Origin of the sequence: Bacteroides faecium (assembly GCF_012113595.1) — a bacterium.
GTDB lineage: Bacteria > Bacteroidota > Bacteroidia > Bacteroidales > Bacteroidaceae > Bacteroides > Bacteroides faecium.
Genome location: NZ_CP050831.1, coordinates 1,302,122 through 1,318,944, shown reverse-complemented (window position 1 = coordinate 1,318,944; position 16,823 = coordinate 1,302,122). Strand labels below are relative to the sequence as shown.

Below are 16,823 nucleotides of genomic sequence, written 5' to 3'. Positions count from 1 at the left end.
CACGCTTTCCCTATTGACTTTCTCGTTTTTATTTCGTATATTTGAAGAAATTAAAACAGAAAATAAAAGATGAAATATATAAATATTATTACATGAATTCAATAGGTTAGGGGTGCGTAATGCACTACGAGGATAACGAATGGGCAAGAAACTGTGAAGGTTCTTGCCCATTTCTGTTATGATAATTCAGTCCGTACTTTTGAAAGTGCCGAAAAATAGTTTCTAATAAACTTGGATACCGTTTTTAATAAACTATTCACTTATTTATTATAAACTCGAAGTTAGTTTATACAGTTTTGAACGTAAAGTGTAAAGAAGAGAGAGTGCTTACTATTTAAAAAGGAAGATATTTGATAAACAAACTATACATGAAAGGGGGACTATAGATGTTAGCGTATTATTTTACAATATACGGTTTATATCTTGTCTTTCTCTTCTTTTTCTATCATCTCGTCGTAATATGCCAGGCGTGCGGCACATTCACGGATAGTCACTTCGCGCAGTACCTCTGTTCGTGCCAGCATATACTCGTATTGCTCTTTGCTGACGGTAAACAACCGGTTGTATCGCGCTTCAATATATGCCTTGCACAATTTTTCAAACGCTTTATTTTCTTCGGGAGTATTGGTAGGAAACACATTCGTGAATCCTCGTGAACGGTTTCTGGCCATCGCTCCGAGCACTTTCAATTCATGAGATTTAGGGCGAATGCCACTGTACACAAGTGTAAACGTTTTGTAGAAGCGTTCGCAGGCTTGATGTAATTCAAATGAGCCTAGTTTATAATTCTCTTCTTCTTTATCCAGATAACTATGCTTTAAGAATCCTTCTGCTAAAGGAAAACATTCTGCATATTCTTCCTCTGCATATTGCTTAATCTCCCGATACGGCAACTTTTCCGGTTTACCAATCTGAAACGTACTGTCGTCATATAATAGAATACCGTCTTTTATAATCTCATAAAAGAAATAATGCTTCCTTCTCATAGCTCGATTGATGGTCGCTGGAGTTTCTACAATAATACTAGGGGGTGCCGGATGCCGCTTCCCTTCCATTCGTTTGTCATATCTGGGGACGATAATCTCGCGTGCATATCTTTCCGCTTTGATTGCATCACCCGTATCACATATCACCAGAATATCCAAATCACTTTGGTAGTAAGTAATAATTCCGCGTTCGTCGTATGTTTCGTCCCAGATGACGTATTTTCCTCGCGCATAACTTCCATACAGGATAATCATACGCACATTTGCAAAGTACGCTAATATCAGTTCTTGCAACACTGCCAGTTCTTCTTGCGTGCGTTTGGGCAAACGTTTTATTGATCTTTTCATATTGTTGGTCTATCTGTTTTTTGCATGATGCGCTTGTAATGCGAGTTCTTTTTTCGTAATCGCAAAGATAATTTAAATCAGTGTATTAATGAATGTATTGAGATAGAAAAAGTTCTCTTCATATTTTTTTCTCTATATGGAAGTATATATACTCAAATCCCAGTATCTTTGCACTCTATTTAAAAACCACCACCACCATTATGGAATTGAAGCATGGATATTACCATCTGATTGCGATACTTGTAGTTGCTATCTGGGGATTGACTTTCATATCAACCAAAGTATTGATTAATCACGGACTGACCCCTCAGGAGATATTCTTCTATCGTTTTCTCATTGCCTATCTGGGTATTTGGGTGATTTCTCCCAAACGTCTGTTTACGAGTAATTGGAAAGACGAACTTTGGTTGATGGCAGGAGGTTTCTTCGGTGGCTCACTCTATTTCTTTACAGAGAATACAGCTTTGGGAATTACGCAAGCATCCAATGTCGCTTTCATCATTTGCACAGCTCCCTTGCTTACTACCATTCTCTCCCTTCTCTTTTATAAGAGTGAAAAAGCCACCAAAGGTTTGGTTTATGGTTCCATATTAGCTTTGATCGGAGTGGGACTGGTGGTCTTCAACGGTAGTTTTGTACTCAAATTATCTCCGGTAGGGGATTTGCTCACTTTACTTGCCGCCCTGTCGTGGGCATTTTATAGTTTGGTGATAAAGAAAATGACAGGGCGTTACCCCACTGTATTTATCACCCGCAAAATATTCTTTTATGGAGTATTGACCATACTTCCCGCCTTTCTTCTTCATCCGCTGCAACCGGATTTCGATGTACTTTTAAAACCGATTGTATTATCCAATCTCTTATTTTTGGCCGTCCTGGCATCCCTGGTTTGTTATGTCCTCTGGAATGTAGTATTGAAACAGTTGGGGACGATGAGGGCTTCCAATTATATCTATTTGAACCCGCTTGTTACAATGGTGGCGTCGGTACTCATTCTCCACGAACAAATTACGTGGATTACTTTGATGGGAGCGGGCTGTATCATTTTGGGCGTTTATCTGGCGGAGAAAAAATAGAATAATTAGCTTTTTCTCTGTTCAGAACAAATAGTAATACTGCTCTCCCAAAAACTTCCGTATCTGTTTCAGTGCTTTAGTAATCTGTGCTTCTACTGTCTTGACGGATATATCCATTGATTCTGCAACTTCTTGATTTGTCAAGTTCTTCGTACGGCTTTTCAGAAACACTTCACGGCATTTGTCGGGCAGTGAAAGGATAGCTTCTTGAATCAGATTATTCAGTTCTTCCGTTTCCAATGAGTCGGTGACATTCACTTGAGGAGCATCTTGCCCGTTGATGTCATCTAGTGATACGGTAGCTTTTCTGTCTCGTATAGCATTCAGGCACCTGTTTTTGGCAGCTTGGAAAAGATAAGCTTTGAAAGTGAGTCTGATTTCAAGTTTTTTTCTGTTCTCCCATATGGATGCAAATATATCGCTTGCTATATCTTCCGCTTCCTGTGTATTTCCCAAATACAGATACATGAAACGGCAAAGCGCAATGAAATAAGTATCAAAGATATACTTGAACGCCTGCTTATCACCATTTTTTATCAATTGTAAAAGGAAGATATCGTCCATAGTGTTTGTAATTAGATTTGTAGAACATTGCAAAGTTAAAGAATATTTTTTTAGTAGAAACTAAAAAAAAGTGTTTTCTGAATAAGGGTATGATTCATTTTTTGTGTCATAGTATCGATAACAGTTTAAAAGGACAGCGAAGCATGAAAAAAGAAATACCTTGGGAGTTAATTATTTCTGAATTGAAACAAGACATATCCGATGCTGACCGCAAACGGTTGGAAGGGTGGCTGTCTGTCGGTGAGAACCGGGAGATGTACGAAGAACTTCGGGGAGTTTGGGAAAAGATACGTGCTAAAGTAGTCAATTACACGCCGGACGTAGATTTCTACTGGAAGGAAATGATGCGTCACATGGAGACATGTGAAGAGTCGGAACAGAGACAGCCCGGAGAAATAGAAATACCCGTAGAAGAAGTTGGAACAAATCTCAAAGGGAAAGAACCTGTCCGTTTGTGGGCTTTTCCCCATTTTCAACGTTATGTTGCGGTAGCCTGTGTAGTTGTAGCTGTTTTTCTCTCTGCTTCCTTATATATAGGTATAAAGATTGGTCAGCCGGAAATGGCTCAACAAACTTATTCCAACTGGGGAGGAAAATCGGAAGTTGCCTTGCCCGACGGAACGAATGTATGGATTCATTCGGCTACTTCACTAGCTTATAATACCAACTATTATTCGAAAAACAGAAATGTACGGTTGAGTGGAGAAGCTTACTTTGACGTGGCTCATGATAAGGACCATCCTTTTGTGGTTGAAACCGAAGGGATGAAAATAACTGTACATGGGACAAAATTCAACGTAGAATCCTTTCCCGGTTCGGAAAATACGTTTGTCAGCTTGAAGGAAGGTTCTGTTTCGTTGGAGACGAAATCGGAAAACCGTTTCCTGCGTCCGGGAGAAGTAGGGACGTTCAACAAACGGAACGGACAGCTTCGGATAGAAAAAGGAGATATCGAACTGGCAGTCTCATGGGCAAGTAATCAGATTGTATTTAAGGACAGATCGTTGAATGAGATTTGCCCTCTTCTTTCCAAATGGTATAACGTAAAGATACACCTGTCTCCCGAATTGCAGGAACAATATAGATATACATTTACTTTGCGACACGAGCCGTTAGAGGAAATTATGAGAATTATGTCGCGTATTCATCCTATTAGTTATGAGTTTAATGATGAGAATATGCTGACGATTCTACCGAAGCAGAAATAGTAACAATGAAATCATTTTTTTATAAACCGGATTACGACAACAGTTCATGGGCTGACCCCCCATTAAAGTGAATGGTGTTGTAGTCTAATAGTTAACTTTTAATATTTAATCATTATGAGCATTTTTTTTAGGGGCGCAGATCGGATTCGGCGGATCTCATGGAGTATGATACTGCTGTTGTCGGTACTCTCATTGTGGTCTTGTAGCGATGAAGATGATGCAGACGAGCGTAGTGGCTGGGTAAGAGTCCTGCCGCTGGATTTGAGTTTTAATTCTTCCGGTGGAACGAAGGAAGTTTACCTGGTAGTGACGAAAGATGTTGAATTGAGCGGTTTACATTGTTCTGTGGCACAGAACGGACAAGACTGGTGTGCGTTGGAGTTGGTGGACAACTTGTTGAAAGTGACCGTAGATCCTACTTATTATGAAGAACCACGTGCAACGGTAGTTACACTTTCTTATGGTGAATTGACCAGAGAGATACCTGTCAGCCAGGAAGCTTCTTCCGGCTCTGCTGACGTGAAAATAACAGTAAGCAGTGCTACTGCTACCACAGAAGAGGTGGAATCGGAACAGCGCGGCATTGTCTGTTCTTTTGATGGTGACTACACTTCTTATTTCAATTCCAAATTTGGAGCGTTCAACGACTGGCCTTTCCAAATTACCTACACTTTGGAGAACTGTACATCATTGAATTATATCATCTATCATCCGCGCACAGACAGCGGTACGAAGTATGGAGCGTTTAATGAGTTTGATGTATTGGTATCAACGGCAACTCATCCCGAGTTTGTCAAAATCAAGTCTTTTGAGTTGGAAACTAATTATACGGCTGCTTCCGTATTGCAATTGGACGAAGCTATAAAAGACGTGAAGAAAGTACGTTTCGATATTCATGCAGCCCACAATAACCGTATCAGTTGTGCTGAAATGGAATTCTTCCAGACCAGTAATAATAAGTATGATTATCTTCAGATTTTTACGGATAACTCTTGTTCCCAACTTCGTGAAGGTATTACGGAAAAGGATATAAAGAAAATGCCGGGCGAAACGTATAAGAAACTTGCCACCGCCTTACTGACAGGAACTTATAATTCCGAATTCAGAGTTGCCGAATACCGTCCTTATCAGAATCCAAGCATTATGGCCGCCACTAATAAGACAGGGCCTTATAGCTTGCGTGACAATCCTACCGGTATTTATGTGGAACAGGGAGAAGAAATTCTGGTATTGGTAGGTGATACTCACGGACAAAACATATCTATGGTTGTTCAGGATTTGAGCTTGGGATACAACAGCAGCAAATCTTATCCTCTTCTTTCCGGTGAAAATAAACTGAAAATGGCTATCGGTGGTTTGGTTTATATTCAGAATCTGACCAATGACAAGAATATTCCGTTAGTACTGGAAACGGAAGAAGATAAAAAAGCGGCAGCCGCCAAGTCTGTCAAAGTCCATTTCCCATTTGGTAAGGTGAACGGATATTTCGACGCGCAAACCGGAACGCAAGCCCAGTTTGAGGAAATGCTGCGCAATGCGAAGTGGTTAGATTTAGATGTGTTGGGTAAATATGTACATGTCACTTGGACTGTGCTTGATTATAAACAAGCCAATACTCCTATAATGGAAGTAATGAATTTGTTGGACGAGGTAGTTCGTTTGGAATGGGATATGATGGGATTGTTCAAATATAATAAGGAATTTGGCAACCGTATGTATCTTCATATAGAACATAATGCCAAGAATCCTTATTCTGCCTCCAATCATACAGCTTATTTGTCGAGCTATCGCGATGTATTCTGCACGGTAGAAGGAATGAAGAATCGTGTTTGGGTACTGGGACATGAAATAGGGCATGCCAATCAGACCCGCCCGGGACTGAAATGGTCGGGGCTTACCGAAGTGACTAATAATATCCTTGCCAACTATGTAAGAACTTCATTCGGAAAGGGTTCCCGCCTGATGGATAAGGATACCGGCATTACTGTTTACGAAGAAGCCATCAACCGCATTGTGAAGGCCGAACAGCCACATTGCTTGAAAAATGCATCCGATGAATTTTATGTGAAACTTGTACCTTTCTGGCAGTTAAAACTCTATCTGACGGATGTATTGGGCAAAGAAGATTTCTATCGCGACTTGCATGAGCATTATCGTGTGACTCCCGATTTGGATACGACTGTCGATACACAAGGTATTCTGCAACTGGACTTTGTTCGTCAGGTATGTAATTTGGCACAGTTAGACTTGTTGGATTTCTTTGAGAAATGGGGATTCCTTCGTCCTGTAGACCTTGTTATGAATGATTACGGAGACAAACATTTCACGGTCACTGAAACGCAGATTCAGGCACTGAAAAAAGAAATAGAGGCAAAAGAATATCAGAAAGCTCCGGAAAATTTATATCTGATAACGGATGAAAATGTAAATGACTATAAATAACACGAAAGATGAAGACTATCAAATATATCACTAATTATTCCTTGTGGCTGGCGTGTACATTGTTTGCTGTCCTGTTTATAGCTTGTGATGACGATGAAACACCGGCACTGAAAGTCAACCGTCTGGCAGTGACCGATGTGGCAGAGGGTACTATTTCATTGATAGAGGGAGATACATATGCTACTGCCGTTACTACTTTTCCTGCCGATGCAGTAGATGCCGGCGAATACACATACCGCTATACGACTAGTAATGAGAAGGTATTTACCGTAGATGAGACTGGTGTTGTGACGGCTATCGGAGTAGGTGAAGCCGTATTGAGCGTATGGTCGCTCAATAATACGGATTTATGGACTACCTGTCTGGTAAAAGTGGAGAAACGTATTTATCCGGTCACTTCCATTACAGTTTCCGAAGCATATAAAGACTATTATGTGGCAATGGAACGTACAATCAAACTGGGTGAGACGGTCGCTGTATTTCCGGAGAATGCCACCAATCCTGATGTCATCTATTTATCATCGGATCCCGAAGTGGCCGAAGTTAATGAATACGGTGAAGTTTATACCAAGAGATTGGGGGATGTAACTATTACCATTAAATCTACTGACGGAAGCGAGGTTGCAACCACTTGTGATTTCCATATACGGAATGTAGAATATACCGACTATCTGGTACGTACAGATTGGACTGTGGAGACTTCTCATCCTTGGGCAGCTGATAAAACCGCTGGTGGTAACCCGCTAAATATGTTTGACGATAATACGAAAAGTTCCATTCTATTGGTGAAAGCAAATGGTAAAACATTTACTGATGCTAATAATGCAAAAATAACGGTTCCTGTTGGCGATATAGTTTATTTCATTATTGATATGCAGGCACCACAGACTTTTGACTTTTTTAAATTGACTCACCGAACGGACAATAATACTGACAATCTTCGTGTGAAGAAAGTTTCTGTCTACGGTAGCAATGATAATGAGGAATTTACCGAAATTCTGAAAGGTGCTGATATACCGGTGGCCAAAACGATTACTGATGTGATAGTCGACCTGCCGATGAAAGTAACCTACCGTTACTTCAAGATTACATTGGACGCATGGAGCAATAACGGAAATACGATGCAGATATCAGAATTCAATATCGGTAAGATGAATTTTATGGCAAACGAATAAGGAGAAAGGCAAGCCTATGATATAATCAAAATATAAAATAAAACAAGGGGGAAGTTCCGTTTCCGGCTTTCCCCCTGCCAATCAAGTTTTTATTAACCGAGGAAAGTGGGTGAACATTAAAATCTGACCCATTTTAACACACCCTCCTTACAGTTAACTTTTAACATCGCAAAAATATGAATTTAAAAAAGCATTTTGCACTTTTGACGCTATTATTTTTTAGCGTTGCACTTTCTGCACAAGTGAAAGAGAAGATGATAACGATAAGCTTCTCGAAGATTCCATTGTCCGAAGCTATGGCACGCATTGAGAAAACGAGCGGTTATACCTTCTTTTATGATGTAACACAGGTAAATGTGAAACAGGCGGTTAGCCTGAACGTGAAACGGGTTCCTGTCTCCAAGGCAGTAGAAGAGATGCTGAAAGGCATTGATTTGTCCTTTGAAGTGACAAGCACACAGATTGCCCTATTTCCCAAAAAGAGCAGTCCGGCACAGGCGGGAAAGACAACTACGATCATTGGTAAGGTAGTAGATGAAAACGGAGAACCTATTATCGGGGCTAACGTTCTGGTCACAGGCACGACGACAGGTGTGATTACCGATCTTGATGGTAATTACAAACTGGAAGCTCCTTTTGGCGCTTCCCTTCAAGTGTCGTATATCGGCTATACTACCCAAACAGTGAAAGCGGGACAGAAGTCTATCATTAAAATGAAGGAAGACTCCAAGACACTGGAAGAGGTGGTTGTGGTAGGTTACGGTACGATGAGGAAGAAAGACCTGACCGGAGCTGTAGCATCCCTGAAAGCCAGTGACCTTGAGAAAGAACAGCCAAAGACCGTTCAAGACATGCTCCGTACGGGGGTAGCCGGACTTTCGGTAGGTATCGAAACCGATACGAAAGGTAATTCCAGCATGATGGTTCGTGGTAAGAACAATTTGCGTGCGACTGATAATGATAAATCTTCTCTCGAGCCGTTGATTGTACTGGACGGAGTCATCTATTCGGGACAAATGACTGATATCAACCCTAACGACATCGAACAGATAGACGTATTGAAGGATGCCAGTTCTACAGCCGTCTACGGTGCGAAAGCGGCTAACGGCGTTGTATTGATTACTACCAAAAAAGGCTCGAACACGAAAAAGCCGGTTATCAATTTCAGTGGTACATGGGGGCTTTCACTAGTCAATTCCTTGCCTGAAGTTTACGAAGGAGAAGATTTCATCAACTTCCGCCGTGATGTGGAAGTGAGCAAGAATCCTTCGAAAGCAGCTACCGGATATTTCAATAATCCGGCCAATATGTCCAATGCGGATTTGGCAAACTGGATGGGCAATGACAAGGGTGACCCGACCAGTATTTGGTTAACACGTCTCGAATTTACCAATACGGAAGTGGAAAACTATCTGGCAGGACGCCTTGTCGATTGGCGCGATGTCATTTATCAGGATGTGGCGTTACGTCAGGACTACACGGTCAGCGTAGCAGGAAAAAAAGATGAAATGTCTTATTATTCATCTATCAACTACCTGAAAAACGAGAGTAACGTACGTGGTGGCGGATACAGTGCTATCCGTGCACGTATTAACCTGGAGAACAAAATACAAAGTTTCCTCACCTATGGCGTGAATGCACAGTTTACTTCACGTGACGAAGGATATATCAGTAACTCGTCCGGTAATTACAACTCTCTTTCTCCCTTCGGAAGCCTTTATGAAGACGATGGAGTGACTTTGAGACAATATCCTACCGGCAACAATAACCAAAGTAACCCGCTGATTGCTCCGGCTTTCCAAAGCAAACGCAATGATATTGAGAACCTGAATGCAGCCCTTTATTTGAAAATCACTCTTCCGCTGGGATTTTCTATCCAGACAACTTATTCTCCGCGTTTTGAGTGGACAAACTATCTCTTCCATAAAGCAGCCGCTTCTCCCGATGCCGGAAAACAGAACGGCCGTGTGGAACGCAAACATACGAAAGACTTTTATTGGCAATGGGATAATATGCTGAAATGGAACAAGACATTCGGCAAACATGCTTTTGACTTTACTTTCCTCGCCAACTGGGAGAAGTTCCAGCGTTGGCACGACGAGATGACCAATGAAAACTTCCTGCCTACTGACGAATTGGGATATGGAGGTATCGGCTTCGGAACAACTCCGAACGTATCCAGTGATGATATTTATCGTACTGGAGATGCGTTTATGGGACGTCTGCATTATGTATATGACCAACGCTACCTGATTACCGCTACCGTACGACGTGACGGATATTCGGCTTTCGGACTTGCCAATCCGCGCGCCACTTTCCCGGCCATTGCGTTGGGATGGGTCTTCTCCGAAGAGAAATTCCTGCACCGTCCCGATTGGTTTGAATATGGTAAACTGCGTCTCTCGTGGGGTAAGAACGGTAACCGTGCCGTAGGTACTTATGCTGCATTCATGCAATTGTCTCCACGCAAATACATCTATGTGGATCCGTCAACCGGTGAGTTAATTACCTCCAACACTTTCTACGCTTCTACCATGGCTAACCCCAACCTGAAATGGGAATCGACTACTTCATGGAATGCCGGTATGGACTTGACTTTCCTGCAAGGCAGACTGAGTACCAGCGTGGATGTGTACAAAAAGATTACAACCGACCTGCTTGTAAGCCGTGAGTTGCCTAGTTTGATTGGTTATAGCTCTGTTATGTCCAATATCGGTGAAGTACAGAATACCGGTGTCGAACTTTCATTGAACTCGACAAACATCAAGATAGACAAATTTACTTGGCGCACTTCTTTTAACCTCGCTTACAACAAGAACAAGATTACCCACCTGTACGGTATTATGGAAGACGTGAAAGATGCTGACGGTAATGTTATCGGCCAGCGTGAAGCGGACGATATCAAGAACAAGCGTTTCATCGGACACGATATTGATGAAATATGGGACTATAAAGTAGTGGGAATCTGGCAGGAAGAAGACCGTGAAGAGGCTGCCAAATACGGACAACAGCCGGGTGACGTTCATCTGTTGGATAAGGACATGAACTACAAATATGACAATGACGACAAGGAATTTATGGGAACCAAGATGCCGCGTCTTCGTTGGAGTATGCGCAATGATTTCACATTGTTCAAGAATCTCAATATCTCGTTCAATATGTACTCTTACATCGGGCATAAACAAAGCTTGGCGCGTTTCACCAACGACAATGCTTTGCTGAATGTAACGAATCAGATTAAGCGTGACTACTGGACACCGGAGAACCGTAACAACGAATATCCGCGACTGGCGAACAAGAAGCCGGCAGGAGTTTCATATTCGATTTATAAGAACGCTTCTTTCCTGCGTTTCGATAATATCTCTATCGGATATACTTTCCCGAAGAAGTTGATAGAACCGCTGAGAATCCAGAATCTGAATGTCAACGCGACGATGAAGAATGCGGGTTACATCTCCGGTTGGCCTGGTTACGACCCGGAAAACAGCGATAAGAATACCCCGAGAGTAATTTATTTTGGAATTAACTTGACTTTATAATATCTACAGACTGATGAAACTAAATAATAAGAGAACAGGCATTGCCTGTATGATTGGATTAGCTGTATTAGCAAGTAGTTGTTCGGATTGGCTGGACCCGAAGCCACTGTCATTCTATACGCCGGAAATTTCTTTTGCCGACTACAACGGTCTGAAGACCGGAACGGATATGTTGAACCGTGATGTCCGTTACTTCGACTTTTATCCCACAGGAGGCTCTGCCGACCCTTGTATCCTTTCTGAATATTTCTTCTCGGATATCAGTGTCAACGGCCGTACGGATGCGGCAAATTCTCCGCAGGACTTGAAGCGGCAGATTACGCCCAGTGCTTCACTGACAGGAAACGGCAGTCAGATTAATAACTACTGGACTTATCTGTATAAAGGTATTAAAGATGCCAACACGTTGCTGACCCGTTCAGAGACAGCCAAGTTTGACAATGAAGACCAGCGTAAGGAAGTAGAAGGACTGGCTTGCTTCCACCGTGCGTATCGTTACTACCGGTTGGTGCATCAGTATGGTGATATCCCGTTCATCACGGAAGAAATCACCGGCCCCCGTTATGACTTTTACTCAACGAGGCGCGAAGCCATTTTGCGCTATTTGAAGAATGACTTGGATCGTACGGCTCCCTATCTCAAGAACAACGTTTATATCGGCATGGTGACTCAGGCGGCAGCTTACCACCTGTTGACAAAGATAAATCTTGCATTGGGTGAATTTGACGATGCTGTCGAATCGGCAAATAAAGTTATCAACGACGGAGTCCACCGCTTGATGACGGAGCGTTTCGGTATCGATAAGGCCGATAATACCAAAAATGTAATCTGGGATTTGCACCAATCGGCCAATAAGTCACTGCCAGAGAATAAGGAAGTGCTCTATATGGTACTCGACCGTTATGACGCAGGTGAGGATATCCGTTCGGCTGCCGGACTGGAAATCAAGCGTCAGGTATTGCCCTGGTTTGCAAAGGACGGAGAAATCAAGACTCCCGATGGCAAGAATGGCTTTACTGATAATGATGCCACGAAAAATCCTTATCTGGAGCAATATGGTCGTGGAGTATGTACGGCACGTTCTACGTGGTATCACACACATATGATTTGGACACTGGACGACACAGATCTCCGTCATGCTCCCGGCAACTGGATAGAAATGACTGACTTGGTGTACAACAATCCTGCACTCAAAGGTACGGAATGGTATGGACAACCTGTTCGTTTCAAGGATGACAACGGAAATATTCTGGTAAATGATACAATCCGCGACTGGGTGGGATGGCCGCATTATAAGACCAATGTTGCCGACCAGAAGGATAAATGGTGGCGTGGCGGATGGGCCGACTGGTATATTTTCCGTATCGCCGAAACCTATTTGTTGCGTGCTGAGGCTTATGTTTGGAAAGGTGATGCTGCCAGTCTCCAAAAGGCTGCCGATGATGTGAATGAAGTGCGTCGCAGGGCGAAAGCCGACGAACTGGATGCCAGTCAGATGACTATCCGCACTATTCTTGACGAACGTGCCCGCGAACTTTATTATGAAGAACCGCGTAAGACGGAACTTACCCGTATAGCATTCATCTATGCCAAGACCGGAAAAGCCGATGACAAAGGCCGTACCTATCGTCTGGATAATTTCTCCGAAAAGAATTTCTTCTACGACCACATTATGGATGTGACGGATTTCTATAACAAAGGCGTGAAAACTCCGATTGGAAACGAATATACCATTGCGCCCCATAACGTATTGTGGCCGATAGCCTTGAATGCTATCTCTACCAATGTTCAGGGACATATCAACCAGACACCGGGATATGCAGGTTCGGAAAATAATATCGAACCGTTGGATATTGATTTCAGTGAATGAGGGGCTGGTTTACTAATGATATAACATCCCGTTAATCTTCTGTTTATTGGGCATATATATTCACCCCGGTGGATATATATGCCTACCATGCTGGATCTATATATTCACCACGCTGGGTATATATATCCAACAAACATCTTAATTATATCCGATATTTGGCATATATTTGTATTTGACCGTACGGATATCGGAATAAAAACAATCGCAAAACTTAGAAACGAATGGATCTGAAAAGAAAAGCAGGAATTATTATTGCCCTATTGTTTGCTGTCAGCATACAGGCGCAGGATATGCCCTTTCGCAAAACGGAAATAAAGGAAATGATGAAGAAAGTGGCCGACTGGCAAATTGCCCATCCAAACAAGGGAGCCGAACACGGTGACTTGAGTTGGACAAACGCTGTACTTTATGTCGGTATGCTTGACTGGGCGGAATTGGCAGAACGTGAGGACGGCAACAAGGATTATTTTAAATGGCTCACCCGCATAGGAAGCCGGAACGGATGGCAGCCGGACAAGAGAATGTATCATGCCGACGACATCGCTGTCTCACAAGTCTTTATTGACCTTTATCGGAAATACAAAAACAAGTATATGCTTAACCCTACCATTGCCCGTACGGACTGGGTGATGAAGAATCCGCCGACAGATAATTTCAAACTGGATTACCGCAAGCCTGAAACATTGGAGCGCTGGACTTGGTGTGATGCTCTTTTTATGGCTCCGCCGGTGTACACCAAGTTGTACGTACTGACAGGTGACAAAAAATATATCCGTTTCATGAACCGTGAATTTAAAGCTACTTACGATTATCTTTTCGATAAAGAGGAGAATCTTTTCTATCGTGACTGGCGATACTTTGACCAACGCGAAGCGAATGGTCAGAAAGTGTTTTGGGGGCGTGGCAACGGTTGGGTGCTTGGCGGACTGGTGGAGATATTGAAGGAACTTCCCGCAAAGGACAAAAACCGGAAGTTTTATGAAACGCTGTTCGTGAAGCTATGTTCCCGTGTGGCCGGTTTGCAGAATGCAGACGGATTCTGGCACGCAAGTCTGTTGGATCCTGCTTCTTATCCGTCGCCTGAAACAAGTTGTACAACATTTATCGTCTATGCCTTGGCTTACGGTATCAACGAAGGATTGCTGGATAAAGCTACTTTTCTTCCCGGCTTGGTGAAGGGATGGAATGCTCAGGTATCCGCTGTGGATGCGGACGGGAAGTTGGGATATGTCCAGCCTATCGGAGCCGATCCGAAGAAAGTGACGCGCGACATGACCGAAGTATATGGCGTGGGTGCTTTTCTGATGGGTGGATGTGAGATTTATAAGATGGCAAAGTAGAAAAATACAATCAACAGAACGATGAAAAATAGAATGATTGTGCTTCTGTTTTTATTGGCAGGAGTCATTGCGAACAGTACATTTGCCCGTGACGTAGTCTCTTTCAATACCGGCTGGCAATTCAAACGGGGCCCTTTCTCTGTGGAACCTATGCGTGCTTCCCAGCAATGGGAGAGTAAATGGGAAGAAGTGACCCTTCCCCATACCTGGAATGCGAAAGATATGCAGCAGAAAGCCGATGCTTTTTACGAGGGTACCGGCTATTATAGGAAGAGGCATTTTTTTGGTAACGAATTAGCGGGTAAACGTGTCTTTCTTCGTTTCGAAGGTGTGGGAGCCTGTACCGAAGTCTATGTCAATGGAAAGTTGGTAGGCACGCATAAAGGTGGCTATGGCGCTTTCGCTTTCGAAATAGGCACGGCTTTGAAGCTGGATGCTGAGAATGAAATTGTCGTGAAAGCTGACAATACGGCCCGTCCCGATGTGATTCCCGTTAATCATAGCCTGTTTGGTGTGTATGGTGGTATTTATCGTCCTGTATGGCTGATAACGACGGAACAGAATAATATCACAGTGACTGATTGCGCTTCCCCCGGCGTATATATCACTCAGAAAAATGTATCGAAGCGCTCGGCGGACATTACTGTCAAAGTGAAATTGGACAATGGCAGCTTGACTCCTGCGCATCTTGTTTTGGAAAACAGCATTTATACGCAAGAAGGGAAGAAAGTAAGCTCCCGGAGTCTGCCGCTCGAACTGACTCCGCAAGGGACACAAAGTTATACATCGACCTTTAAGCTTTCTAATCCTCATCTTTGGCAAGGCAGGGAAGACCCCTATCTCTACAAAGTAGTTTCCCGTTTGCTTGCAGACGGTAAAGTGATTGATGAAATCGCGCAACCTTTGGGTATTCGTCATTATGAGATTGTTGCCGGAAAAGGGTTCTATCTGAATGGTGAGAAATATCCGATGTATGGTGTCACTCGTCATCAGGACTGGTGGGGGCTGGGCAGTGCACTGACCAACCGTGAGCATGATTTCGATTTGGCTCAGATTATGGATATTGGTGCTACTACTGTACGTTTCGCCCATTATCAGCAATCGGACTATCTTTATTCACGATGTGACACGTTAGGTCTGATTATTTGGGCTGAAATTCCCTTTGTCAATCGGGTGACAGGCTATGAAGCGGAGAATGCGCAAACACAACTCCGTGAATTGATTCGTCAGAGTTTTAATCATCCTTCCATTTATGTATGGGGGGTGCATAACGAAGTTTACCAACCTCATGAATACACGGCATCATTAACCCAGTCTCTTCACGACTTGGCAAAGACGGAAGACCCTGACCGTTATACGGCTGCTGTGAACGGTTACGGACATGCGGAGCATCCGGTGAACCAAAATGCGGATATACAGGGTATGAACCGTTATTTCGGCTGGTACGAAAAGAAGTTGCAGGACATCGAACCTTGGGTGGAAGGACTTGAAAAAAACTATCCCTGGCAGAAGTTGATGCTGACCGAATACGGGGCTGATGCCAATCTCGACCATCAGACTGAATATCTGGGGGATGCCTTAAACTGGAGCAAACCTTTCTATCCCGAAACTTTTCAGACGAAAACGCATGAATATCAGTGGAGCGTAATAGCCGAACATCCGTATATCATTGCTTCTTATCTGTGGAATATGTTCGACTTTGCCGTACCCATGTGGAGTCGTGGCAGCGTGCCTGCCCGCAACCTGAAAGGGCTGGTGACATTCGACCGGAAAATAAAGAAAGATTCCTATTACTGGTATAAAGCGAATTGGAGCAAATCTCCCGTACTTTATTTGACGCAACGTCGCAATTCTGATCGCGAACGTCAGCAGACTTCCGTCACCGTCTATTCGAATATCGGAACTCCCAAAGTCTACCTGAATGGTAAGGAATTGGCAGGTATCCGTAAGGGATATACGGATGTACATTATGTATTCGATGAAGTAATGCTTGAAAAAGGGAAAAACAAGATTAAAGCTGTCGCAATACAGGATGGAAAAGAATACGTTGACGAAATTGAGTGGAACTATTCGGGTGAAAAGAAACGGGATGCAGATGCCCGTGAAAATAAAAAGGAACATGCCGGATGGTAACCTCTCCCGGCGTACGGGCATAAAAAAAGGAGCAACGCCTTGCTCCAACCTTTGTTAACCTTAAATCTAATACTATGAAAAACACATTGCAAAGGTACGTACTTTTGTGAAAGTAGCAAATTATCCAAGTAAAATAGTATGT

Annotated in this window: 10 protein-coding genes; 8 read left to right on the top strand and 2 right to left on the bottom strand. The window is 43.0% G+C overall.

Going from position 1 to position 16,823, the window contains the following annotated elements; genetic code table 11:
- Positions 1-416 precede the first annotated feature (416 nt).
- Entirely contained in the window at positions 417-1,334 is a 918-nt protein-coding gene (locus BacF7301_RS04745; protein ID WP_167960710.1) for a HEPN domain-containing protein, read from the bottom strand.
- 200 nt (positions 1,335-1,534) lie between these two features.
- On the opposite strand from BacF7301_RS04745, the gene BacF7301_RS04740 reads away from it, so the two are divergent.
- The gene (locus tag BacF7301_RS04740; protein ID WP_167960708.1) at positions 1,535-2,410 is read left to right on the top strand and encodes a DMT family transporter; all 876 of its coding nucleotides are present in this window, start codon (positions 1,535-1,537) and stop codon (positions 2,408-2,410) included.
- A 21-nt stretch (positions 2,411-2,431) separates the two neighbouring features.
- Here BacF7301_RS04740 and BacF7301_RS04735 read toward each other — a convergent pair whose 3' ends face one another.
- Positions 2,432-2,974 (bottom strand): RNA polymerase sigma-70 factor, encoded by a 543-nt coding sequence (locus BacF7301_RS04735; protein ID WP_167960706.1) that lies wholly within the window; start codon positions 2,972-2,974, stop codon positions 2,432-2,434.
- 143 nt (positions 2,975-3,117) lie between these two features.
- Here BacF7301_RS04735 and BacF7301_RS04730 point away from each other — a divergent pair, with 143 nt between their 5' ends.
- From BacF7301_RS04730 to BacF7301_RS04700, 7 genes are all read left to right on the top strand, one after another.
- Entirely contained in the window at positions 3,118-4,182 is a 1,065-nt protein-coding gene (locus tag BacF7301_RS04730) for a FecR family protein (RefSeq protein ID WP_167960704.1), read from the top strand.
- 114 nt (positions 4,183-4,296) lie between these two features.
- Positions 4,297-6,624 carry a M60 family metallopeptidase gene (locus BacF7301_RS04725; RefSeq protein WP_167960702.1) on the top strand — a complete coding sequence of 776 codons (2,328 nt, stop codon included), beginning with the start codon at positions 4,297-4,299 and terminating at the stop codon, positions 6,622-6,624.
- Between the two features lie 8 nt (positions 6,625-6,632).
- On the top strand, positions 6,633-7,799 hold the full coding sequence (locus BacF7301_RS04720; protein ID WP_167960700.1) for a discoidin domain-containing protein: 1,167 nt from the start codon (positions 6,633-6,635) through the stop codon (positions 7,797-7,799).
- 176 nt (positions 7,800-7,975) lie between these two features.
- Entirely contained in the window at positions 7,976-11,338 is a 3,363-nt protein-coding gene (locus BacF7301_RS04715) for a SusC/RagA family TonB-linked outer membrane protein (RefSeq protein WP_167960698.1), read from the top strand.
- A 13-nt stretch (positions 11,339-11,351) separates the two neighbouring features.
- On the top strand, positions 11,352-13,208 hold the full coding sequence (locus tag BacF7301_RS04710; RefSeq protein WP_167960696.1) for a RagB/SusD family nutrient uptake outer membrane protein: 1,857 nt from the start codon (positions 11,352-11,354) through the stop codon (positions 13,206-13,208).
- Positions 13,209-13,429: 221 nt separating this feature from the next.
- Entirely contained in the window at positions 13,430-14,548 is a 1,119-nt protein-coding gene (locus BacF7301_RS04705; RefSeq protein ID WP_167960694.1) for a glycoside hydrolase family 88/105 protein, read from the top strand.
- 21 nt (positions 14,549-14,569) lie between these two features.
- The gene (locus BacF7301_RS04700) at positions 14,570-16,681 is read left to right on the top strand and encodes a glycoside hydrolase family 2 protein (RefSeq protein WP_167960692.1); all 2,112 of its coding nucleotides are present in this window, start codon (positions 14,570-14,572) and stop codon (positions 16,679-16,681) included.
- Positions 16,682-16,823: the final 142 nt, after the last annotated feature.